Below are 17,278 nucleotides of genomic sequence, written 5' to 3'. Positions count from 1 at the left end.
ACAACCACCACGAGCCCGCTACCGTCCGCCACCAAAAGCTCGACGCATTACCCCGGCCTTCTTCTCAGGCCGACGTGCTGGCGGGGTCTCCTTGGCATGGACGAGTCGCGCAACCGTGACGCGGAAGAGTCCCTTGGTGGTGAAGGGCTCATCGTACAACTCGCTCCACCACTCTCTGGTCACCTCCACCAGCCAGCTCGTCTCGGAGATCTGAAAGACGGTCCTACCGGTCTTCTCCTCCGGCTCCCAGCCTGGGTCCCATATGCGGCAGATTTCCTCCGCCCGGGACAGTGCCGCCGCCCGGCCGCCCTCGACATGGTGCTTATCCCGCAACTCCCAATAGGAGTCGGACCCGGAGCTGGAGTTCCTCTCGACCAGCACGTACCACTGTTCATCCGATCCCATGGAACCCCCCGCTGAAAACAGACCTGTGATCTCGCCGCCTCGCCGCGTGCATAGCTGGCCGCCGGGGACGGCTCCTGGCCCGCCCAACACCACAATCGCGCAGACATGCGTCCGAATCCGTCGGGACACAGCATGCCGTCAACTCCCCGCCTACATAAACATCTTGAGTGTCGCTGAACGCCCGACCAGCTGCGTCTGGACACGATGCCGGGGGGCTACGTGCAGGTGTCCGACTACCGCGATGACCTGGTTCTGACCGCGCTCCCGTCCGGCGCCCACATGCTCGCGCGCGCCTCAGGGGCACCGCCGCCCGTCAGGGTGGGGCAGCCCTGGGATGAGAGGTTGTCCCACTCCCCGCAGGAGACTCGGCGCCCCAGTCCTTGGCCGTGGGCGGCGAGCTGTGCGGCCCCTTCTTTGGGCCTTGAGAGCCCTTTGTTCACCGCATGAGGACGGTGACGTCGCGGTCGGCGAAGATCTCAAGAAGCATCTGGAATTCGGTGACGGTGTCACTGCGCGCCGCGGGATGACCGGTCAGGTCTGTGATCACGGCGTTCGGGTACAGCCATTCCAGGGTGAAGGGTGGCTTGGCGCCAAAGCCTCCGCGCAGACAGTCGTCCACGGCAGCGAGGTTCCATCCGAAGTACCCGCCGGGGCCGTTGATCGCTTCTCCCAGCGCGCAGTAGAAGCTGCTGATATCGGCGACCTGCCGACCGTCCAGGGTGAACACCTGTCCCGGTGCGGCATCTTCAGGGTGTCCGCGACGCTGGTACGTGCGGGACCACAGCGCGACGGACAACCACGCCTTCCGGCCTACCGCGTCGAGGTCCTCCCACAAGCCCTTGCGGTCGAGACTCCCCGTGCGGAGCAGGTCCCAGATTTCCGCGGCCCCAGGGAGCAGTTCATCGCACCACAGGCGTACTTCGACATCGAACAGGCCATCGCCGTGCACGGACGGCCTCGCAGCCATCGCGGTCACCCCGCTGACGAAGTACGAACCCATTTCGATACCGTCAACGTCGAGAAATGCCAGATGGGCCCCGCCCGCCCTCGCTCTCCGGCTCCCCAGATGATCGAGGCTGGTCAGGAACTTTCCCTGCGGCGAGCACCCCAGCAGTTCAACCTGCCGAAGACCGTCTTCCTGGGGTTCGAACAACCCTTTGGCGTCCCGCACGAACCCCCAGAACTCGTCATCGTCCTCGTCACTGGTCAAGGCGTATTTACATCCCTGACCAGCCCCACCCGCTGGGTCCATGACACCTCCCGTGCGGGGAGCCTACCGACGGCCCCACCCCGGGGCAGCTGGATTACAGGGCAGCCAGCCTACGAAGACGATCACCTCAACGCTCCCGCGCCACAGTAGGTCGGGACCTCCTGGTCGACGCCGACTGGGCCCCCGACCGGGACATTTCCGCCTGCCTGAACGACGCCTACGTGGGCAAGCAGGTCACCGTCGCTCCCGCGTACGGCGAGCCGGGCATCCACGGTCGGCTGCGCCAACTCCTCGGGCGTTTCAACCCCACCCATGCCGCCGGCGGCACCAGCCGCGGCGACCTCGGCAACGACGTCTCCACGCCGCTGTCGAACCTGAGCGCCTCGTGTACAACCTGGTGCACACCCCCGCCATGCCTAGACGTCGAGGTATTGACGAGCTGGATGCACTTTTTCGCCCCATACCTTGAAGGCTGCGCCCGCCCGCAAGGCCAGGGCAGCGTGACCGGCGGCATCGGGCGTGACCGGCGGCATCGGTCGGATGTCATTCGAAGGCAGCAGCAAGGTCTTCGCGATCCACGACCTGCAGCATGGCGAGCCCGCGGCGACCCTCGGCGGGCCGGTCCAGGCGCGTCACGAGACCGGGGCCGGACGAGACGTGATCGTCACGAAATGCGGGCCACAGCCCATTACGTGACGCTCAGGCGGCCGAAACTGGGGAAATGCATGACCGCTGACACCTCGCAACCACTGTCACAGCGTGGCTTTATCCTTCGCGAGACGCCCAGGGAATGAACGGAGCACGAGCTGTGCAGATCGCAGGCTTGGACCTGTACCTGAACCATCCTGTGATGGCTCTCGGCTCCACCGAGTGGATCCCAACCACACTCGCGCTGCAGGATCGGCCGGCCGCTGGGTGCGAAACCCACGTTGTCGTCCGCGTCCAGGCACAGGTCACCCTGGTCAAGGTGCGAGTGTTTGTCGAGGACATCACCAGCGTCGGGACGACACAGGATGGCTTCACCACCGTGTTTGACGGCTCCCTTCTCCTGTTCGATGGACGGCTCGTCGTCGGAGACGTCATCGGCCAAAGCCGCTTCACCACAAACCTCGTGGGTCGGCCTGGCAGACACCGTGTCACCGTCGCCGTGGACAACCCCCTCGGGCCGGCTCGCGCCGTCGATATCACGCTGGGCCAGATCCCGCTCTAGCGATCCCACGGCTTCACGGAAGTCATTTTCAGAGGTCCTCATCAAGGTCCAAGGACAGGTGCGCAGGCTCGTTGTCGTCTGGCTGTGAACATGGAGGAGCCCCCAACCGGGCCGGGTGCAACGGCCGGCCGGGGCTCCCGCGCCCGAGCCCATGGGGCACAGGCATCGGGCGGATCGGGGGCAATCGGAGTGCGCGCTGGCTGGGCCACCACGCTGGATTCTGCGGAAGAATCGGTGAATGCCTCGAACGACCGGTGAGCGTTGAGGGCGCCGGCAGACATCGAAGGATGGAGACGGCCGTGGTGAAGCCCGACGAGAGTCTCGTCCGCACCGTCTTCCCCTTCGACTTGATCCTCCCAAGAAGGCGACGGATGTGGGGGACGCAGGCTCAGCGCGACCCGATGCTGCCGGGGGTCGGCACTACGACCCATCCGCCGATCGGCACGACCCGAACGTCCGGCACATCCGCCCAGTGGTGCCCCCAGCCGCGAGATACGACCGTCAGCAGCTTTCCGTGTAGGTAGTCGGCGATGAGCGCAGAGCCGTCCCCCACCGCTCCTCCATCGCGTCGAGTGCGGCGAGTCCGCGCGAGCGGCACGACGACGATGTCCTGGCCACCATTGCAAGCAGTTCGTCACGGCACGTTCCTCGCGACTCACCGTGCAACGACGTCCGCATGGCAGGTTGTCCTGTCCCAGATGACTGTGGGCAGGGCGGGGCTCTGACCTGTGGTGACTACGGTTGCGTGGGACAGGTCGGGACGGAGGCGTCCCGCTCAACCGTAGGCAGTGTGGTGTTCATCCGCGGAGCCAGGCCAGCAGACGCCGTGGAGTGGGTCGCGACGTGCTGACTGCCGTAGCTCGGGGAGCCGACTTCGCTCGTGTGACTTGTTGGGCAAGTCGGTGCTCGTCGGCATCACTGATGAGTTCTTGAGAGCGGATCTGGTGCAACTCGAAGTGCATGGCGCTCGCTCCTACTGCTGGAACTCCGTGACGTCGGCGACCACGCAGCTGACGTTGTCGGGGCCGCCGGCGCCGTTGGCAAGGGTGATGAGTTCGCGGACGGCCTGCTCGGGCTCGCGGATCTCGGAGAGCACCCGGCGGATTTCCTCGGTCGGCACGACGGTCGACAGACCGTCGGAGCAGAGCAGATATCGATCCCCCCGTCGGGCGTCGTGGAGGCGCATGTCAGTGGTGGTGTCGGCTCCTTGCCCCAAGGCCCGGACCAACAGCGACCGCTGGGGGTGGGACGCGGCTTCTTCCAGGGTGAGCCGTCCCTCGTCGACCATGGACTGGACCATGGTGTGGTCGTGCGTGATCTGGCACAGTTCTCCGTCGCGCAAGAGGTAGACGCGGGAGTCGCCTATGTGGACGAGGCCCAGCTGCGATCCGGTCCAGAGCATCGCGGTGAGTGTCGTGCCGGTGCCTTCGGGCGAACAGCCGGTTCCGGCAACGTCGTGGACGGCCTGTTTGGCCTGTTCGATGACGTCTTCGAGGACGTTGAGGAGATTGCCCGCTGGGATGCTGTCGCTTTCGAGATGCTTGAGCGCGCCGACGGCGGCTGCGCTGGCAGGGGCTCCTCGACTGCCACAACCGTCGGCGACGGCGAGCAGACGCGGGCCGGCGTAGGCGGTGTCCTGGTTGCTCTCGCGGAGCAGACCCGTGTCGGACAGAGCGGCGTAACGGATTCCCAGGGGCTTGGTGGTCGGGGACATGACAGGGTCCTTCCAAGACAGATGGTCGATGAGGAAGGTGGCCAGGTCCCGCCGTGCGGCGGTGTCGGCCTCGACCTGGACCCAGAACGCGCGAACTTCCTGGGCTGCCGCGCCTGCATCCAGCGTGCAGACGTGCTGGATGCGGGCCAGAGGCATTCCCAGGCGGCGGAGCCAGGCGACCAGCCTGGCCTGCTCCAGTTGTTCTGGCGCGTAAAGGCGGTAGCCGGTCACCGGGTCGACACGAGCCGGGGTCAGCAGACCGAGTTCGTCGTAAAGACGCAGTGCCTTCGGCGACAGTCGAGACGCCTTCGCGAACGCCCCGATGGTGAGCAACCCCATGCTCGTTCCTCCTCCTGCCGAGCCCGTCGCCCGGCCCCACCGATGCTGTGGGCTCCCCCAAGGTGAAGGTCAACCATGGCACTGCTCGGCTGCGTCCCATGGGTCTCGGCCGATGCCGAGCCGTTCCCTCTCAGATGGGTCCGGGCGTCGTGGGCCGATGATCAGAGATGCCCACAGTCCAGTGAGACGGGAGGGCCACAGTCGGACGACGCTCAAGCCGCTCATCCGGCTGTGCCGCGCAGCATTGAGACCCTGCGCGACGCCGGCGTACGCGGTGCACAGTCTGATCACTCTTCTCGGGAATAACGTGGGGCGGATGCCTCGTCGCCGCAGATAGCGACTGGTCCGCCCGTTACTGCAGGCCTTATCGGCGCTCACGCTGTCCGGTGTAGTGCCGGGGGGGACCAGCCCGATGCGCGGCACCCGAATGCGCTCCACGACCGGCTCGAACTGCGTGCAGTCCGCCTACTGGCCCGCCGTGAGCACATACAACGGCCAACGAATCAGTGGGCGGCATGGGTGCGCTCAGCATCTGCGATGCCACCACGCCAACTCCGGATCTGCCATCGACTCGTGATGCGTTCGCCCGAGGAGCACCGCGTCCAGGTGCTCCACCTGCGCTCGGAGTTCGCCGGCGGCTTTTGGCGGAAGCATGAGCAGAGCCTCTTGCAGCTTGTCCCGGGCCCACCCCTCGCCGCAGCAGGAGCAGGTGAACTCAGCCTCCCATTGCCTCCACCGGCGCTTGGTGCCGTGGACGCGCACGGACCACACGCTCAGCGCCACTGCCACGATGCCTGGAGACAATCACTCGCGTTCGAGTACACGGACCGCGGCGTTCGCCGCTCCTGACAGACCCGGGATATCGCGATACCGCACCCAGGGTCTTCGCCAGCTGCGTTCCCGCAACCGAAGTGCGGCTGGTGTTCTACGCGGCATGGGCCCTTCGGATGCACGTCATGGACCGTATCCTCCCACCACCCAAGATCGGCCGGACAGAACCCAACGGTTCGGCCGCCGCTTAACGAATTCGGCGCCCCAGGCCAAGGCCTGGGGCGCCGTGCAGTGCTGGCGAGACTCCGTCAGGGGCGGAAGAGCGGGGTAAGCAGACCGTCGCCCGGCCAGAACTCCCGCTCGGCGACGAGGGCGGTGAGGAACATGTCGACCTCGGCCAGGAGCGCGGCGCGTTCCTGGGGCCCGTAGGTGATGAACTGGTCGGCGGCGGTGTCGTAGGCCCGCACGTGGCTGGTGGGGCCGGCGCAGACGAGGGCGCGTCCGATCTCGGGCAGGCCGAGGCTGAGGGCGTCGCACTGGCCCGTGCGGACGAGCTGGACGAGGTCGGTGGTGACCGTCTCCCAGTCACCGACCGAAGGCCAGCCTGTGCCGCCGTCGAGTTCGTGGGTGAGCGTGGACAGCGGGATGATCTCGCCTGGCTGGCGTCCCCGGGTGAGCCGCTCGTGTATCCGGGCGCCGTCGGGCTGTCGCAGGCGGGGGTGGAGCAGGGAGTCGGCGGCGACCACGGTGGTGTTGATCTCCTGGGTGCCCGTGCCGGTGTCGGGGTAGTACGCCTCGTGTGCGAAGAGCAGGTAAACGTCCGCGGTGCCAGTCTGAGTCTGCGTTTGGGGCATGGGGAGGTTTCCCTTCAGTAGTGAAGTGCCGGGCGCGGATGCAGGGGTTGGCCGAGCCGCAGGCTCGAAGCCGGGCGGGAGTGGGCCCAACGGGCCTTCGCCGTCAGAGGGCTGGTCCGCTTGTCCGGACGTTGATGCGGCGCGGGTGCGCTCGAGGGTCTGGGTGACGTGGTCGGCGAGCTGAGTCATCAACCGCTCGCGGGTGATGAGGTGCTCCGAGGCCGCCAGCGTGTCCACGCCCTGGAGCAGGCCGGCTGCGTCGAACAGCAGCTGCTGGCCGATCTCGGCCGAGCGGCGCAGTTCGTACCGGTCACTGCCGGCGGCGGCCTGGACGAGGAAGGCGTGCAGGGTGGCGAGACGCTGCAGGTAGCGGCACGGACCGTCGCCCTCGACGATGTGTACGTATGCGCGGGCCTGGGCGTCCAGCCGTCCAGGCAGGTGCTCGGCAAGCAACAGAGCCAACAGCATCGCCGGCACCGTGACATGCGTGGGGACCCCCCGGCTGAGGGCGAACAGGCCGGCCATGACGCTGATGAGGGCAACGGCGGCGGTGGAGAACCGTAGGGATCCAGGGACGGTGTCCAGGGTGAGATGCCTGGCGGGGCGTCTGGTCAGCCAGCGCAGGACGATGCGCTGCCTGCGGCTCGCACCTGGGGTGAGCACTGCGATCTGATGGGGGATCTCGGGCCGGCTGCCGTCGCCGGGGACGGTCCAGGCGAGCCACCCCCAGGGGGTGCGTTCGTGGACGAGGACGAGTTCGCACGCGGGCGAGCAGGTGGGGCCTGGAACGTGGCCGGTGCGCAGGGCGCGGGAACGTTGCCTGGCCCACTGTGCCGGGTTGCGGGCGAAGGGGCGCTCGTGATGCGCAGCCGCGGCTGGCCGCGGGGTACGGAGGGGATTCGTCACGGGGTGCTTCTTTCCGTCGGGTCGGCTCCGGCGGAGCCGCATGTCGTGCAGCGGCCGTCGCTGTCGGGGTGGGCGCGCCGGGGCGTGGGGCCGGGGCAGGTGCGGCACGGCGGCCAGTCGAGGCAGGCCGGGCAGAGGTCCTCGCCGGGGGCGGTGCCGGGCCTGCCGCAGCCGGTGCATTCGACGAGCGCTCGGTAGGTGAGGGCCTCGTTCACGGTGCGCGCGGCCGCGGAGTTGGCCGCAGGCGGTCGCCGGTCGTCCCAGGCAGGCTCGTCGTGGTGGTCGGCGGCGAGGGCGGGCGGGTATGCCTGGGCGGGCGGGGGATAGGCCTGAGCGGCTCGCAGGCGGGCGGCGATGATCGCGCCGACGGAGGTGCGCACCGGCTGCGGCAAGGGCCGGCCGGTGATGACGTGCTGCAGCTGCTCGCCGCTCCAGCCGGACTCCATCATCACCGTGCAGACGCGGCCCTGGTCGGTCAGCGCCTTCCCCGTCAGCAGGAGTTCGGGATGGTTCGCTGCGATCTCCAGCAGCAGGCGGATGCCGGGATGGAGGTCGTCGGCCGGCGGCACGGGGGCGGACGTATCCGGGGCTGGTGTCCCGCTGAGGGTGTGTGCGGCGTGGCCGCGCACGCACGGACGGAGGGGGCTGGTGTTCTGCTGAGTGGTGTTCTTTCTGTTGGTGTTCTTAAGGGAGCGATTGACCGACGTCGGCTCATCCACTGGTGGAAAACCCGACATCGGTTGCGACCTGCTGTTTTCCAGACTCGGCAGGTCCGTGATGCAGTACGTGACCGCACCGAGGGTGCCGTCCTGGTTGCGGGCCCGTTCCCTCAGCAGGAAGCCGTGCTGCTCCAGCTCCTTGAGGCCGCTTTTCACGGCCGCATCTCCGTCACGGCCGCGGCGCGTCAGGTCGGAGACTGATACCCGCCAACCGTCCCGGTGCGTGCTGATCAGACCCAACAGCCCCTTCGCCTTGAAGGACAGCCGCTCGTCACGCAAGAGACCGTTGGCGATCTGCGTGAACTGATCCGCCGCCATCACCCCCCGGCGGATCCCCGCCCCGCTACCGAGCCCCTGCGCGGGCAGGGAGGTCAACACCGCGCCGGGCTGCGGGAGATGGGTGTCGCTGGTCGCGGGACGGTCGGTGATGGAGTAGACGATCTCGCCGAGGGTCCCGTCGTCTCGCCGTAGTTGTTCGCGCACCAGGTAGCCGTAGGTCTGCAGTTCGCTCAAGCCGGCCCGTACCGCGTCCCGGCCATCGGGCCCGGCCCGCATGAGATCGGCGACGGTCACCTGCCAGCCGTTGCGGTGGGTACTGATGGAGCCGAAGATGCCCTTGGCCTTGAAGGACAGCCGCTCGTCACGGAAGAGACCGTTGGCGATCTGCGTGAACTGATCCGCTGCCATCACCCCGCGCCGGATCCCCGCCCCGAAGCGGCTCATCACGGTCCCTCGCACGCTAGGCACCCGCGGCCGCCGACGCGCTGCTGCCTATCCGAGGGAGCGGGGCGGACCGGGGCGTCTGTCCAACAGACGTGGGCGAGATCCATGCCGTCAGCTCACCCAGCACCCCCGACCAGACTGCAGACCACCAGGGCCGACCAACGGTCACGATCCGACAACTTGCGCTGTGGACGTCCCTGGTACGCCCATGGTCGGGCCGTACCACGCATCCCAGCTCTCCTGCGCAATCGGTGCGCACGACCGACTGCGCAGCCATGCCCGGCGTCCTGCGCAATCGGTGCGCGGATCCTGCGCAATCGGCTTGTGCCGGTGACTGCGCAACCCGGCCCGCGTCCTGCGCAGCCAACTGCTCAGCCTTGGTCGGGTCCTGCGCACCGGCGGCGGCTTGTGCGCAATCGACTTGTGCGGGTGACTGCGCAGCCCGGCCGGTGTAGGGACGTGCCACTGCTTGCCGGACCGCTTCAGACGGTTGCGCAGTGCGCATCTGGCCTCCCGGCAACCCGCGCGGAGGTCCTCCTCTGCGCAGGGCGTCGTGGGGTGTCGAAATGTCGTGGTGCGGCTCGTGGTCTGGCCGTGCCACAGGCCGTACCACGGCTTTGTATCCCTTTCGTGATCGTGGTCCGGCCTTCGTGGTCTGCGGTGTGGTCTGGGGTGGCGGGTTGTCTCGGGTCAGAAGCAACGACTGGTTCTGACCTGGGAGTTCGGAATGTCTCGTGCCAAGCAGGCAGTGGAGGAACAAGCTGTTCCTGCGACCGCTGCGGGGGCTCGGCTGCAGCAGATGCGGCGCCGGGTCCGCCTGACCCGGCTGAGCGTGTGGGCCGTGATGGCGGCCGGGCCTGTCGCGCTGGCCGTCACGGTGGCCAGCCCGGCGACCGTGGTGCGTGCGGCGCCCGCCACGAAGCCGGTCCCCGTGAAGGTGGCCGTGCCGGGCAACCCGGGCGGATACGCCTCGGTGTTCCTCACCGCGTGGCTGCGCAGCCGCGCAGGGGATGAGAGCAGTGCGCAGGCCCGGCTTGCGCAGTCCATGGCTCCCAATGTTGATCTCCCCGAGGGGGCCGCTGCGCAGCCCGGGCCCGAGTCGGTCGTGGCGGTGCGCACTGCTCAGCAGAGTGACCAGGCGTGGTCGGTGACGCTGGCTGCGCAGTACGCCGACGGACGGGTGCGCTACTTCGCCGTGCCGGTCCTCGCCGATCGCGCAGGCGCCTCGTTCACGGTGTCCGCCGCCCCCGCGGTCGTGGCGTCCCCGTCGCGCATCGAGGGGCCGCCGTCGCCGTACACGGTGACGGTGCCGACGGGTGGTGATCTGCCGTCCGCGGTTGGGGAGTTCCTCGCCGGCTACCTGACCGGTGCCGGGGAGGTCGACCGCTACCTCGCTCCCGGGGTTCGCCTGTCACCGATCTCCCCCGCCCCCTACAAGACCGTCATGGTCGAGCAGCTGCTGGCCGCCGATGAGGCCGCGGCCGCCGAGTCCGTCCCCGCGGACGGGACACGGGTGCGGGTCATGGTCCGCGTGGAGGCCCGGGACGCCGACGGGCGGTGGCCGTTGGCGTACGAGCTCGCGCTCGCTGCCCGCTCCGGCCGCTGGGAGGTGTCCGCGCTGGAGTCGGGCACCGCTCAGGGCGGGGGTGCCCGATGACCACTGTGCACAGCTTGATGGTCGCGGGGGAGCTGGACGATCTGGGCGACTCGTGGATCACCATGTTCCAGGACTGGGCGACCAAGGGTCTGCAGGCCGGTCTGCTGGTCCTGGTCGTCATCATCATGATCCAGAAGTTCAGTCTGAAGGCCGGGATCGGCGCCCTGCTGTTGATGATCATCGCGCTGGGGCTCTACAACTCACGCGAGAGCCTCGCGGACATGTTCGAGGACGAGGTGAACAACCCCTCCCAGGGCGGACCCGCTGTCCCGGGCACGGTCCAGCCGGAGTTCCCGACATCCCGCGTGCACTCGCCCGACGCCGGGGGCTGGCTGTGACCGCCGGCGGCGGCCGGGTGGGCCGCTTCTACACCGCCGCGCGCCGCCACCCGTGGGTGCTGGGCAAGGTCGCCGACTGGAAGATCCCGCTCGGCCCGTACACGCCCGCGCAGATCGCGGTCGCCGTCGTCGGCGGCATTGTTCTGGTGAAGACCATCAGCTGGTGGTCGGTGCTGGGGCCGGTCCCGATCGCGGCTTGGCTGCTGGCGATCTGGGTGCTCCGCCGCCCGAGGCTCCGGGGGCGTACCCCGATGCAGGCGGCATTGGGCTGGGTGCTGCTGGCCTGGCAGCCACGCGGAGGGCGCATCGGTGGGCGGGCCGCCCGCGATCGTGGTGTCCGCCCCCTGCTCGGGGGTTTCACGATCGAGGGTGCGCCCGCACTCGCCGCGGCGCCCGCACCACCGCGTGCGGGTGTGCCGCGTGCCTCCCGGGTAGCGCGCCCGGCCGCAGGACGCCCGTACCCGGGCCGCCGCGCGGAGCCGGCTGCTTGCGTGGCGCCGGCGGGTCCGGTGTCGGGTGTGCAGCAGTTGCTCGCGCGCGCCGGGCAGGGCGGGGGTCTGCGGTGAGGGTTCCGATCCGTCACATCGCCGGGCACCTGGTGTGGTCGACGCACGGCAGCGTGTGGGCTCTCTACCGCCTGCACCCGGGCCCGGATGCGCGCGGGCAGGTCGAGGAGAGCGTCCAGGGCACTTATGTGCCTGCCGCGGTCCGTGACGAACAGCTCGCCAAGATCACACACATGGTGCGTTCCCTGTCCGGGGCACCCAGATTGTTCGGGCTGGCCGCGCAAGTTGATCCCGGCGAGGTCGTCCTGAAGATGATCGAGGGCATCAAGCCCGCTGGCATCGTGCCGGGCGCTGACCATCCGTGGGTGGAGAACGTCGAAGCCACCCTGGATCTCCTGGACGACCAAGAGATGCACCGCCGCACCCTGTGGCTCGCGGTGCCCCTGCAGACCGAGACCACCGGGCTTCAGGTGGCGGCGTCGCTCGGCTCAGCCTGGGCAGAACTGGCTCCCACCCTCGGCATGCGCCCCGGCCCCATCGCTCGCCGCGAGGTGAGCGCCTACCAGGAGCAGGCCGCCCGGGTGGAGGCCGCGCTGGCCGGCGGCATCGCGTTCCGTCCGGCCCGCCCGGCGGAGGTCGTGTGGATGATCCGGCACGCCCTGCACCGCGGCGTTGCCGAGCCTCTGCTGGCGGAGGCAGAGGACAGCGACCTCTATGGCGGGCAGCTGCGGGACGGAGTGCTGCGCTCCCCCAGCTATGCCGACCTCGGGCAGGTCCGTCTACAGGAGGGCGGCATCGACCCCGAACTGGACGACGTCGGTGAACTCAAGAGCGCGGGCCCGATTACCCGGTCGGGCCGCACGGCCTGGTGGCGGATCAACGGTGGCTCTCCGCTGGGGCGGCGCTGGTTGCAGGTCGAAACTGACGCCGGGACCGGCTACCAGGCCCACTTGGCGCTGGCCGAGTGCCCGCCCGCGGTCAGCCAGGGTGCCGCGGACCTCTTTGCCCAGCTGGAGTCCTTGGACTTTCCGGTCGACTACGCCATCGACCTCACCTTGGTGCCGGCGGAGAAGGCGCGGGCGCAGGTGCAGCGCAAGAAGAACGAACTCATTGACCAGGCCGACCAGTACGACGCCCGCCCCACCGGCATGCCCGCCTCACTCAGTGAGGCCGCACGTGACCTGGGCGAACTGGATGCGCGGCTGTCGCGCACCAGCGTGGAGGTCGAGGTGCAGTCGGTGACGGTGCTGACGGTGTGGGGGCCGACCGCCGCGATCTGCGACTCCCGGGCCCGCGCCCTGGCGGCCCTCCTCGGTGGGGCCGATTACCGGGCGGTGCGGCCGGCCGGTCTGCAGGAAGCTCTCTTCATACTGGGGCTGCCCGGCACCGTGCGGCCCGGTGTGGTGCGGGAGTTCACCCAGCATCAGGTGAGTGAGGACTGGGCACTGTCCGGGGCCTTCACCCTCGGCGAGGTCGGTGATCCGAACGGGATGTTCCTCGGGATCGACCTGGACTGCGGTACCACCCGCCCCGTCATGATCAACGTCGCGGATGCGCCCAAGCAGGACGCTTCCGCCTCCATGGGCATCGTCGGCGACCTCGGCGCGGGCAAGAGTGTCCTGCAGAAGCTGATCACCGAGGCCGTGTGGGCGCGCGGCGGCTGCGCGATCTGCATCGACCGCACCCCCGTACGCGAGTGGGCCACCTTCGCGCGGACCGCCGCCCAGGGCCGGGTGCAGATCATTGACGCCGCGCAGGCCGAGGTGTCCATCGATCCACTGCGGATGTTTCCCGGGCCTGAGGGCCGCCATTACGCCCTGTCCTATCTGACGCTGCAGCTTGGCATCGGCCCGATGAGCACAGGCGGCGAAGTCCTGCACCACGCCGTCGAACAGGCCGCTGCGAGCGAGAGCCCGTCCATGGATCGGGTGCTTCAGGTCCTGGACGAGATGGCCACGGGTGAGGCGAGCAGGCGGCAGGACGCGGCCGCCACCCTGGCCGGTCTCATCCGCGTGGTTGCCACCAACCCGTTGGCGGCGATGGTGTTCGACCCGGCGCTGCCGCCGGTGCGGCTGGACGCCTCTACCGCCCACGACATGATCGTCATCACGACGGCCGGTCTGAAGCTGCCACCGAAGGCGGCCTTCGTCAATCCGGAAGTGCTGCACCAGCAGCCGCTGGAAGCGCTGATCGGGCGGGCGGTCCTCTACCTGATCGCAGCCCTCGCCCGGCAGACCGCGTTCGAAGACCCGGCACGGTTCACCGCCGTGGTCCTGGACGAGCTGTACTGGCTGACCTCCTCCGCGGAGGGGACCGCACTGGTCCACGAGATCCTCCACGACGGCCGCAAGCACGGTGCCGGGCTGCTGGCCGGCTCGCACGACGCGGCCGAGCTCGGTCCGGACCGCGGGCTGATGGCCTACCGGGCTCTCGCACGGACCGCGGATCGTGAACGCGCCCGGCGCGGTCTGGAGTTCATTGGCCTCGACCCCGACGACCCAGAGCTGCTGCGGCTGGTGACCACGGGTCTGTCCCCGGTCGGTCACAAGGGCCGTGAAGGCGAGTTTCTGCTGACCTGCCCGCGGCAGAACACCGGCCGGATCAAAGCCGTCATCCCCCGCATCACGCGCATCGCCACGTCCATCACCACCACCCCGGGAGGCCGCACGAGCGCGTCTGCGTCTGCTGCGACCGAACAGCCCTGCGGCGAGCGTGTCGGTGCACACCCGAAGGGATACGCCTGATGCCCACCACTGCCTCGTCGTTCTCCCCATCTGCCCGCTCCCCGCGGCTGGCCGCCGTGGCGAGCGTGCTGACCTTGAGCGCCGTGGCGGCGGCCATCGTCGTCCTGGTGGTGGGGGCGAACCTGCCGGAGTCGTGGTGGCCGCGCACCGGAGCCGCGTTCGCCACCGAGCCCTCGTCCTCCGCTCCCCGGCAGGATCCCTGCGAGGTGATCGCGGGACCGGCCAGGGAGTACTGCGAGCGCGGGGTGTCCGCCTCGGTCTCGTCTCCTGTTGCTGCCAGCCAGGATCTTGGTGATGCGGCGTGGCGCCTGGTGCCCGCCGGAGCAGGCCTGGCAGCCCTGGTGATCTGGCGGCGCCGCAGCGCCGCGGCGCGAGGGCGGGCCTGAATGTTTCGTCCAGACCGCGCCACGCTCCGCTCGGCCGGCTTCGTGGTGGTCCTCACCGGTGTGTTCGTGACGGTCAACAGCCAGGTCGTGTACGCGGCGAGCAGCACCGGCGAGACCGGAGACCTGCTGTCCCCGCTGAACATCACGTCCTCCGAAGGTGTGCCGATCAACGGCTACGAGCTCAATGCGCAGGGCGGTTCCATCTTCAGTTTCCAGGCGCAGTCCCTCGCCTTCGCCCTGTCTGGGCTGTTCACCGTGATTCGGTTGCTGGTCGGGTTGGCCGGGTGGGCGATCGAGCTCGCGTTCCGGTTCCCGCTGCTGAAGATCCTCATCAAACCGGCGCAACGGGTCGCTGACGCGTACGAGACGGTCGTTGTCGACACCCTGGGGCTGAAGGGGCTGTTGCTGGCGTGGGCGTTCGTGTTCGCCGCCTTCATGATCGTGCGGGGGCGGGTCGGCCATGGTCTGGGCGAGATCTTCCTGACCCTGCTGATTGCGGCGTTCGCCGCGTCGACATTCGTGCGCCCCGATTACCTGCTCGCCCAGGACGGTCCGCTCGGGCAGACCCAGCAGGTGGCGGCTGAGGTGGCGCAGGAGAGCGTCGCCTCGTATGACTGGGGCGGCAAGCTGGCGAGTCTGGGTCCGTGCGATCGGATGGCCGGTGCGCAGGAGGCCAAGTGCCTTGAGGAGGAGGCTGCTGCGCCGGTTGCCTCCACGGATGTGTCCCGTCCGCTGCAGGACTCGATCAGCAATGCGTTGATCGTCAAGCCGTACATGCTGCTGCAGTACGGCCGCATCTTGGACCCGGCCAAGGCCTCCGATCGCAAGGCCTATGCCGTCCATCTGAAATGGATCACCGGCGGCTACAAGGCAGGAGACCAGGACGGGGAAAGCGGGCAGGACGACGACACGTGCGATCGGATCAAGGGGCCGGCCAAGAAGTACTGCGAGCGTGACGGCAACCCCGGTGCTGCCGCCGGTGACCCGACAGCGGATCCGCCCGCGGTGGGGCTCGCGCCGGGGCAGTCGCTGGGGGACATCGACAGCGCGCAGTTCAGTGAGGAAGGCCAGCAGTTCGCCGCCTTCCTCGAGGACCTCGAAGACGCGGGGGCCGTCGGCAAAGCGTGTGCCGCTTATGCGCAGAAGCCGACCTGGTGGCGAGTCGGCGGCGCCGCCCTCCTGCTGATCGCGGCGTTCTTCATCTGCGGCATGCTGCTGTCCAGCGCGATCGTGCTGCTGGGCACGCAGGGCATCGGCGCGGCCGCGGCGGCCGCCGGAGGGCTGGCCTTCATCGCGGGGATGCTGCCCGGCCCGGCGCGCCAATCGGTGTGGAAGTGGCTGTCGATCTGGGGCATAGCGATCCTCGCGATGGTCGGGATCTGCGCGTTCGTGCCGTTCTTCGGCATCGCCGTGGACGCCACCATCACCGCCGGACCCGACCTGATGGTCGAACGGATCCTGCTGATCGATGTGCTGGCGATCGTCGGCGCGGCCGGGCACCGCCGCCTGCTGACCGGTATCACCTCCTTCGGGAGGCGCATGGCGATGCGGATGCGCTACGCCAAGATCGGCGGCACTCACCTGCCCGGCGACACCTCCGAACTCGGCGCCGCCCTCGCGATGAACTCCCCCGCCGCGCTCGGCGGGTACGGCGGCGGTGGTCTGCGCGCCTTCACCGGCGGCGGGGGCCGGTTCGCCATGCTCGGCACCCGCCAGCGGCTGATGGGTGCGCTCACCTCGGTGTTCGACGGGGCGGGTATGCCGGTGGACACCGGCCGGGTGTTCGCCGACGCGAGGGCCGAGGCCGGGCGGGGGCTGGCGCCGGTCACTGCGGCGGTGGCTGCGGGCGGGCTGGGGGCCAGGCTCGGGCTGACCGGCGCCCGCCTGGGGGCGAAGGGGGCGCACTGGCTGCTGATCGGCCGCCGCCCGGATGCGGAGAAGTTGGACCGCTGGCGCAAGCCCACCACCGATGGAGACCCGTACGAGGGCGGGCCGTCGGACGGCGGCGCAGGCCCGGGTGGTCGAGGGCCGCGGCGGCCCGGAGGGCCGCCGGACCGCTACCGCAACGAGGACGGCGAGGTCGTCGACGCCCGCACCGGCGAGGTGCTGCACGACCAGCACTCGGATCGCACCCTGCTGTCCACGCGGGCTCACAACCGGCTGGTCCGCTACCGCGGTTACCGCATCCTCAACCGCGGCGGCCGGATGGTGTACGGGGCGACGGCCGGCCTGCCCACGAACGTCCGCCGGGCACGGGCAGGAGGCTCGCGCTACTCCGAAGATGCCCGTCAGCAGGCACGAGTGTGGGGCAACACCGTCCGCGAAGACGCCCACGCCTGGGGAGACACGAGGCGGCACGTCGAGCGCATCCTCGGCGAGCACACCGACGACAGCGGCGGGACCGGCCCGTTCACCGGCCGCCGCCTGCCCACCACGACTGCATCGGGCGCCTCCTCCGTTGGGCGTGCGACCGCCAGCCGCCCGTCAGGCGGCACCTCGCCCGCCCCCGCGCGGCCTTCCCGGCCGACTGCCGGTCCTGAGCCAGGGCTGCCTCCCGCGCCGCTCCCCCACCGCGACAGCCCAACGCCGCCGCCAAGCTCCGGCAGCCGACTTGACGGACCCGTTCGTCGTCCCGAGGGCGACAGGGCGCGCAACCCGCGCGACGAGGCGCAGGCCCGGATGCGGGAGCTGATGCGGCACAACGCGCCCGACGACGACCGGCAAAACCGCCTGCGCCAGGTGCGGGAGCGCTGGGGCACTGAGGACGGTGAAGACGAGTGACCCGGCCTGGACGCC

The 17,278-nt window shown here is 69.5% G+C and carries 12 protein-coding genes; 8 read left to right on the top strand and 4 right to left on the bottom strand.

Going from position 1 to position 17,278, the window contains the following annotated elements; genetic code table 11:
• Positions 1–841: 841 nt before the first annotated feature.
• Entirely contained in the window at positions 842–1,615 is a 774-nt protein-coding gene (locus ACZ56U_RS37415; protein ID WP_469088398.1) for a barstar family protein, read from the bottom strand.
• 519 nt (positions 1,616–2,134) lie between these two features.
• Here ACZ56U_RS37415 and ACZ56U_RS37410 point away from each other — a divergent pair.
• Both ACZ56U_RS37410 and ACZ56U_RS37405 read left to right on the top strand, forming a co-directional pair.
• A complete protein-coding gene (locus tag ACZ56U_RS37410; RefSeq protein ID WP_469088397.1) occupies positions 2,135–2,311 on the top strand; it encodes a hypothetical protein in 177 nt (58 codons plus the stop codon).
• 112 nt (positions 2,312–2,423) lie between these two features.
• Positions 2,424–2,825 (top strand): hypothetical protein, encoded by a 402-nt coding sequence (locus ACZ56U_RS37405; RefSeq protein ID WP_469088396.1) that lies wholly within the window; start codon positions 2,424–2,426, stop codon positions 2,823–2,825.
• Between the two features lie 973 nt (positions 2,826–3,798).
• Here ACZ56U_RS37405 and ACZ56U_RS37400 read toward each other — a convergent pair.
• The 3 genes from ACZ56U_RS37400 to ACZ56U_RS37390 form a co-directional block, all read right to left on the bottom strand.
• Positions 3,799–4,878: a MerR family transcriptional regulator gene (locus ACZ56U_RS37400; protein WP_469088395.1), complete on the bottom strand. Its 1,080-nt coding sequence runs from the start codon at positions 4,876–4,878 to the stop codon at positions 3,799–3,801.
• Between the two features lie 1,079 nt (positions 4,879–5,957).
• Entirely contained in the window at positions 5,958–7,409 is a 1,452-nt protein-coding gene (locus ACZ56U_RS37395; RefSeq protein ID WP_469088394.1) for a hypothetical protein, read from the bottom strand.
• Positions 7,406–8,851 (bottom strand): hypothetical protein, encoded by a 1,446-nt coding sequence (locus ACZ56U_RS37390; protein ID WP_469088393.1) that lies wholly within the window; start codon positions 8,849–8,851, stop codon positions 7,406–7,408. The genes ACZ56U_RS37395 and ACZ56U_RS37390 overlap by 4 nt, the downstream gene beginning before the upstream one ends.
• Positions 8,852–9,650: 799 nt before the next feature.
• Between ACZ56U_RS37390 and ACZ56U_RS37385 the strand changes: the two genes are divergently transcribed.
• From ACZ56U_RS37385 to ACZ56U_RS37360, 6 genes are read left to right on the top strand one after another with little or no spacing between them, the layout of a single operon-like run.
• Positions 9,651–10,508, top strand: coding sequence for a conjugal transfer protein (locus ACZ56U_RS37385; protein ID WP_469088392.1), 858 nt, complete (start codon positions 9,651–9,653; stop codon positions 10,506–10,508).
• Positions 10,505–10,846 (top strand): hypothetical protein, encoded by a 342-nt coding sequence (locus ACZ56U_RS37380; protein WP_469088391.1) that lies wholly within the window; start codon positions 10,505–10,507, stop codon positions 10,844–10,846. Before ACZ56U_RS37385 ends, ACZ56U_RS37380 begins: the two co-directional genes overlap by 4 nt.
• Positions 10,843–11,412, top strand: a complete 570-nt coding sequence (locus tag ACZ56U_RS37375; RefSeq protein WP_469088390.1) for a hypothetical protein — start codon at positions 10,843–10,845, stop codon at positions 11,410–11,412. The genes ACZ56U_RS37380 and ACZ56U_RS37375 overlap by 4 nt, the downstream gene beginning before the upstream one ends.
• The gene (locus tag ACZ56U_RS37370; RefSeq protein ID WP_469088389.1) at positions 11,409–14,096 is read left to right on the top strand and encodes an ATP-binding protein; all 2,688 of its coding nucleotides are present in this window, start codon (positions 11,409–11,411) and stop codon (positions 14,094–14,096) included. The genes ACZ56U_RS37375 and ACZ56U_RS37370 overlap by 4 nt, the downstream gene beginning before the upstream one ends.
• Entirely contained in the window at positions 14,096–14,482 is a 387-nt protein-coding gene (locus tag ACZ56U_RS37365) for a hypothetical protein (RefSeq protein WP_469088388.1), read from the top strand. The genes ACZ56U_RS37370 and ACZ56U_RS37365 overlap by 1 nt, the downstream gene beginning before the upstream one ends.
• A complete protein-coding gene (locus ACZ56U_RS37360; protein WP_469088387.1) occupies positions 14,483–17,263 on the top strand; it encodes a hypothetical protein in 2,781 nt (926 codons plus the stop codon). It begins immediately after the preceding gene.
• The last annotated feature ends 15 nt before the right edge of the window (positions 17,264–17,278 follow it).

The organism is Streptomyces sp. NPDC034103, assembly GCF_055575395.1.
The sequence above is the reverse complement of the archived record's forward strand: the minus strand, read 5'-3'. Positions and strand labels throughout refer to the sequence as shown.

Bases quoted from the DNA above. Each gene is read 5' to 3' on its own strand.
- ACZ56U_RS37400 (WP_469088395.1), bottom strand. From the start codon at position 4,878: ATGGGGTTGCTCACCATCGGGGCGTTCGCGAAGGCGTCTCGACTGTCG.
- ACZ56U_RS37385 (WP_469088392.1), top strand. From the start codon at position 9,651: ATGCGGCGCCGGGTCCGCCTGACCCGGCTGAGCGTGTGGGCCGTGATG.
- ACZ56U_RS37365 (WP_469088388.1), top strand. From the start codon at position 14,096: ATGCCCACCACTGCCTCGTCGTTCTCCCCATCTGCCCGCTCCCCGCGG.
- ACZ56U_RS37360 (WP_469088387.1), top strand. From the start codon at position 14,483: ATGTTTCGTCCAGACCGCGCCACGCTCCGCTCGGCCGGCTTCGTGGTG.
- ACZ56U_RS37390 (WP_469088393.1), bottom strand. From the start codon at position 8,851: ATGAGCCGCTTCGGGGCGGGGATCCGGCGCGGGGTGATGGCAGCGGAT.
- ACZ56U_RS37380 (WP_469088391.1), top strand. From the start codon at position 10,505: ATGACCACTGTGCACAGCTTGATGGTCGCGGGGGAGCTGGACGATCTG.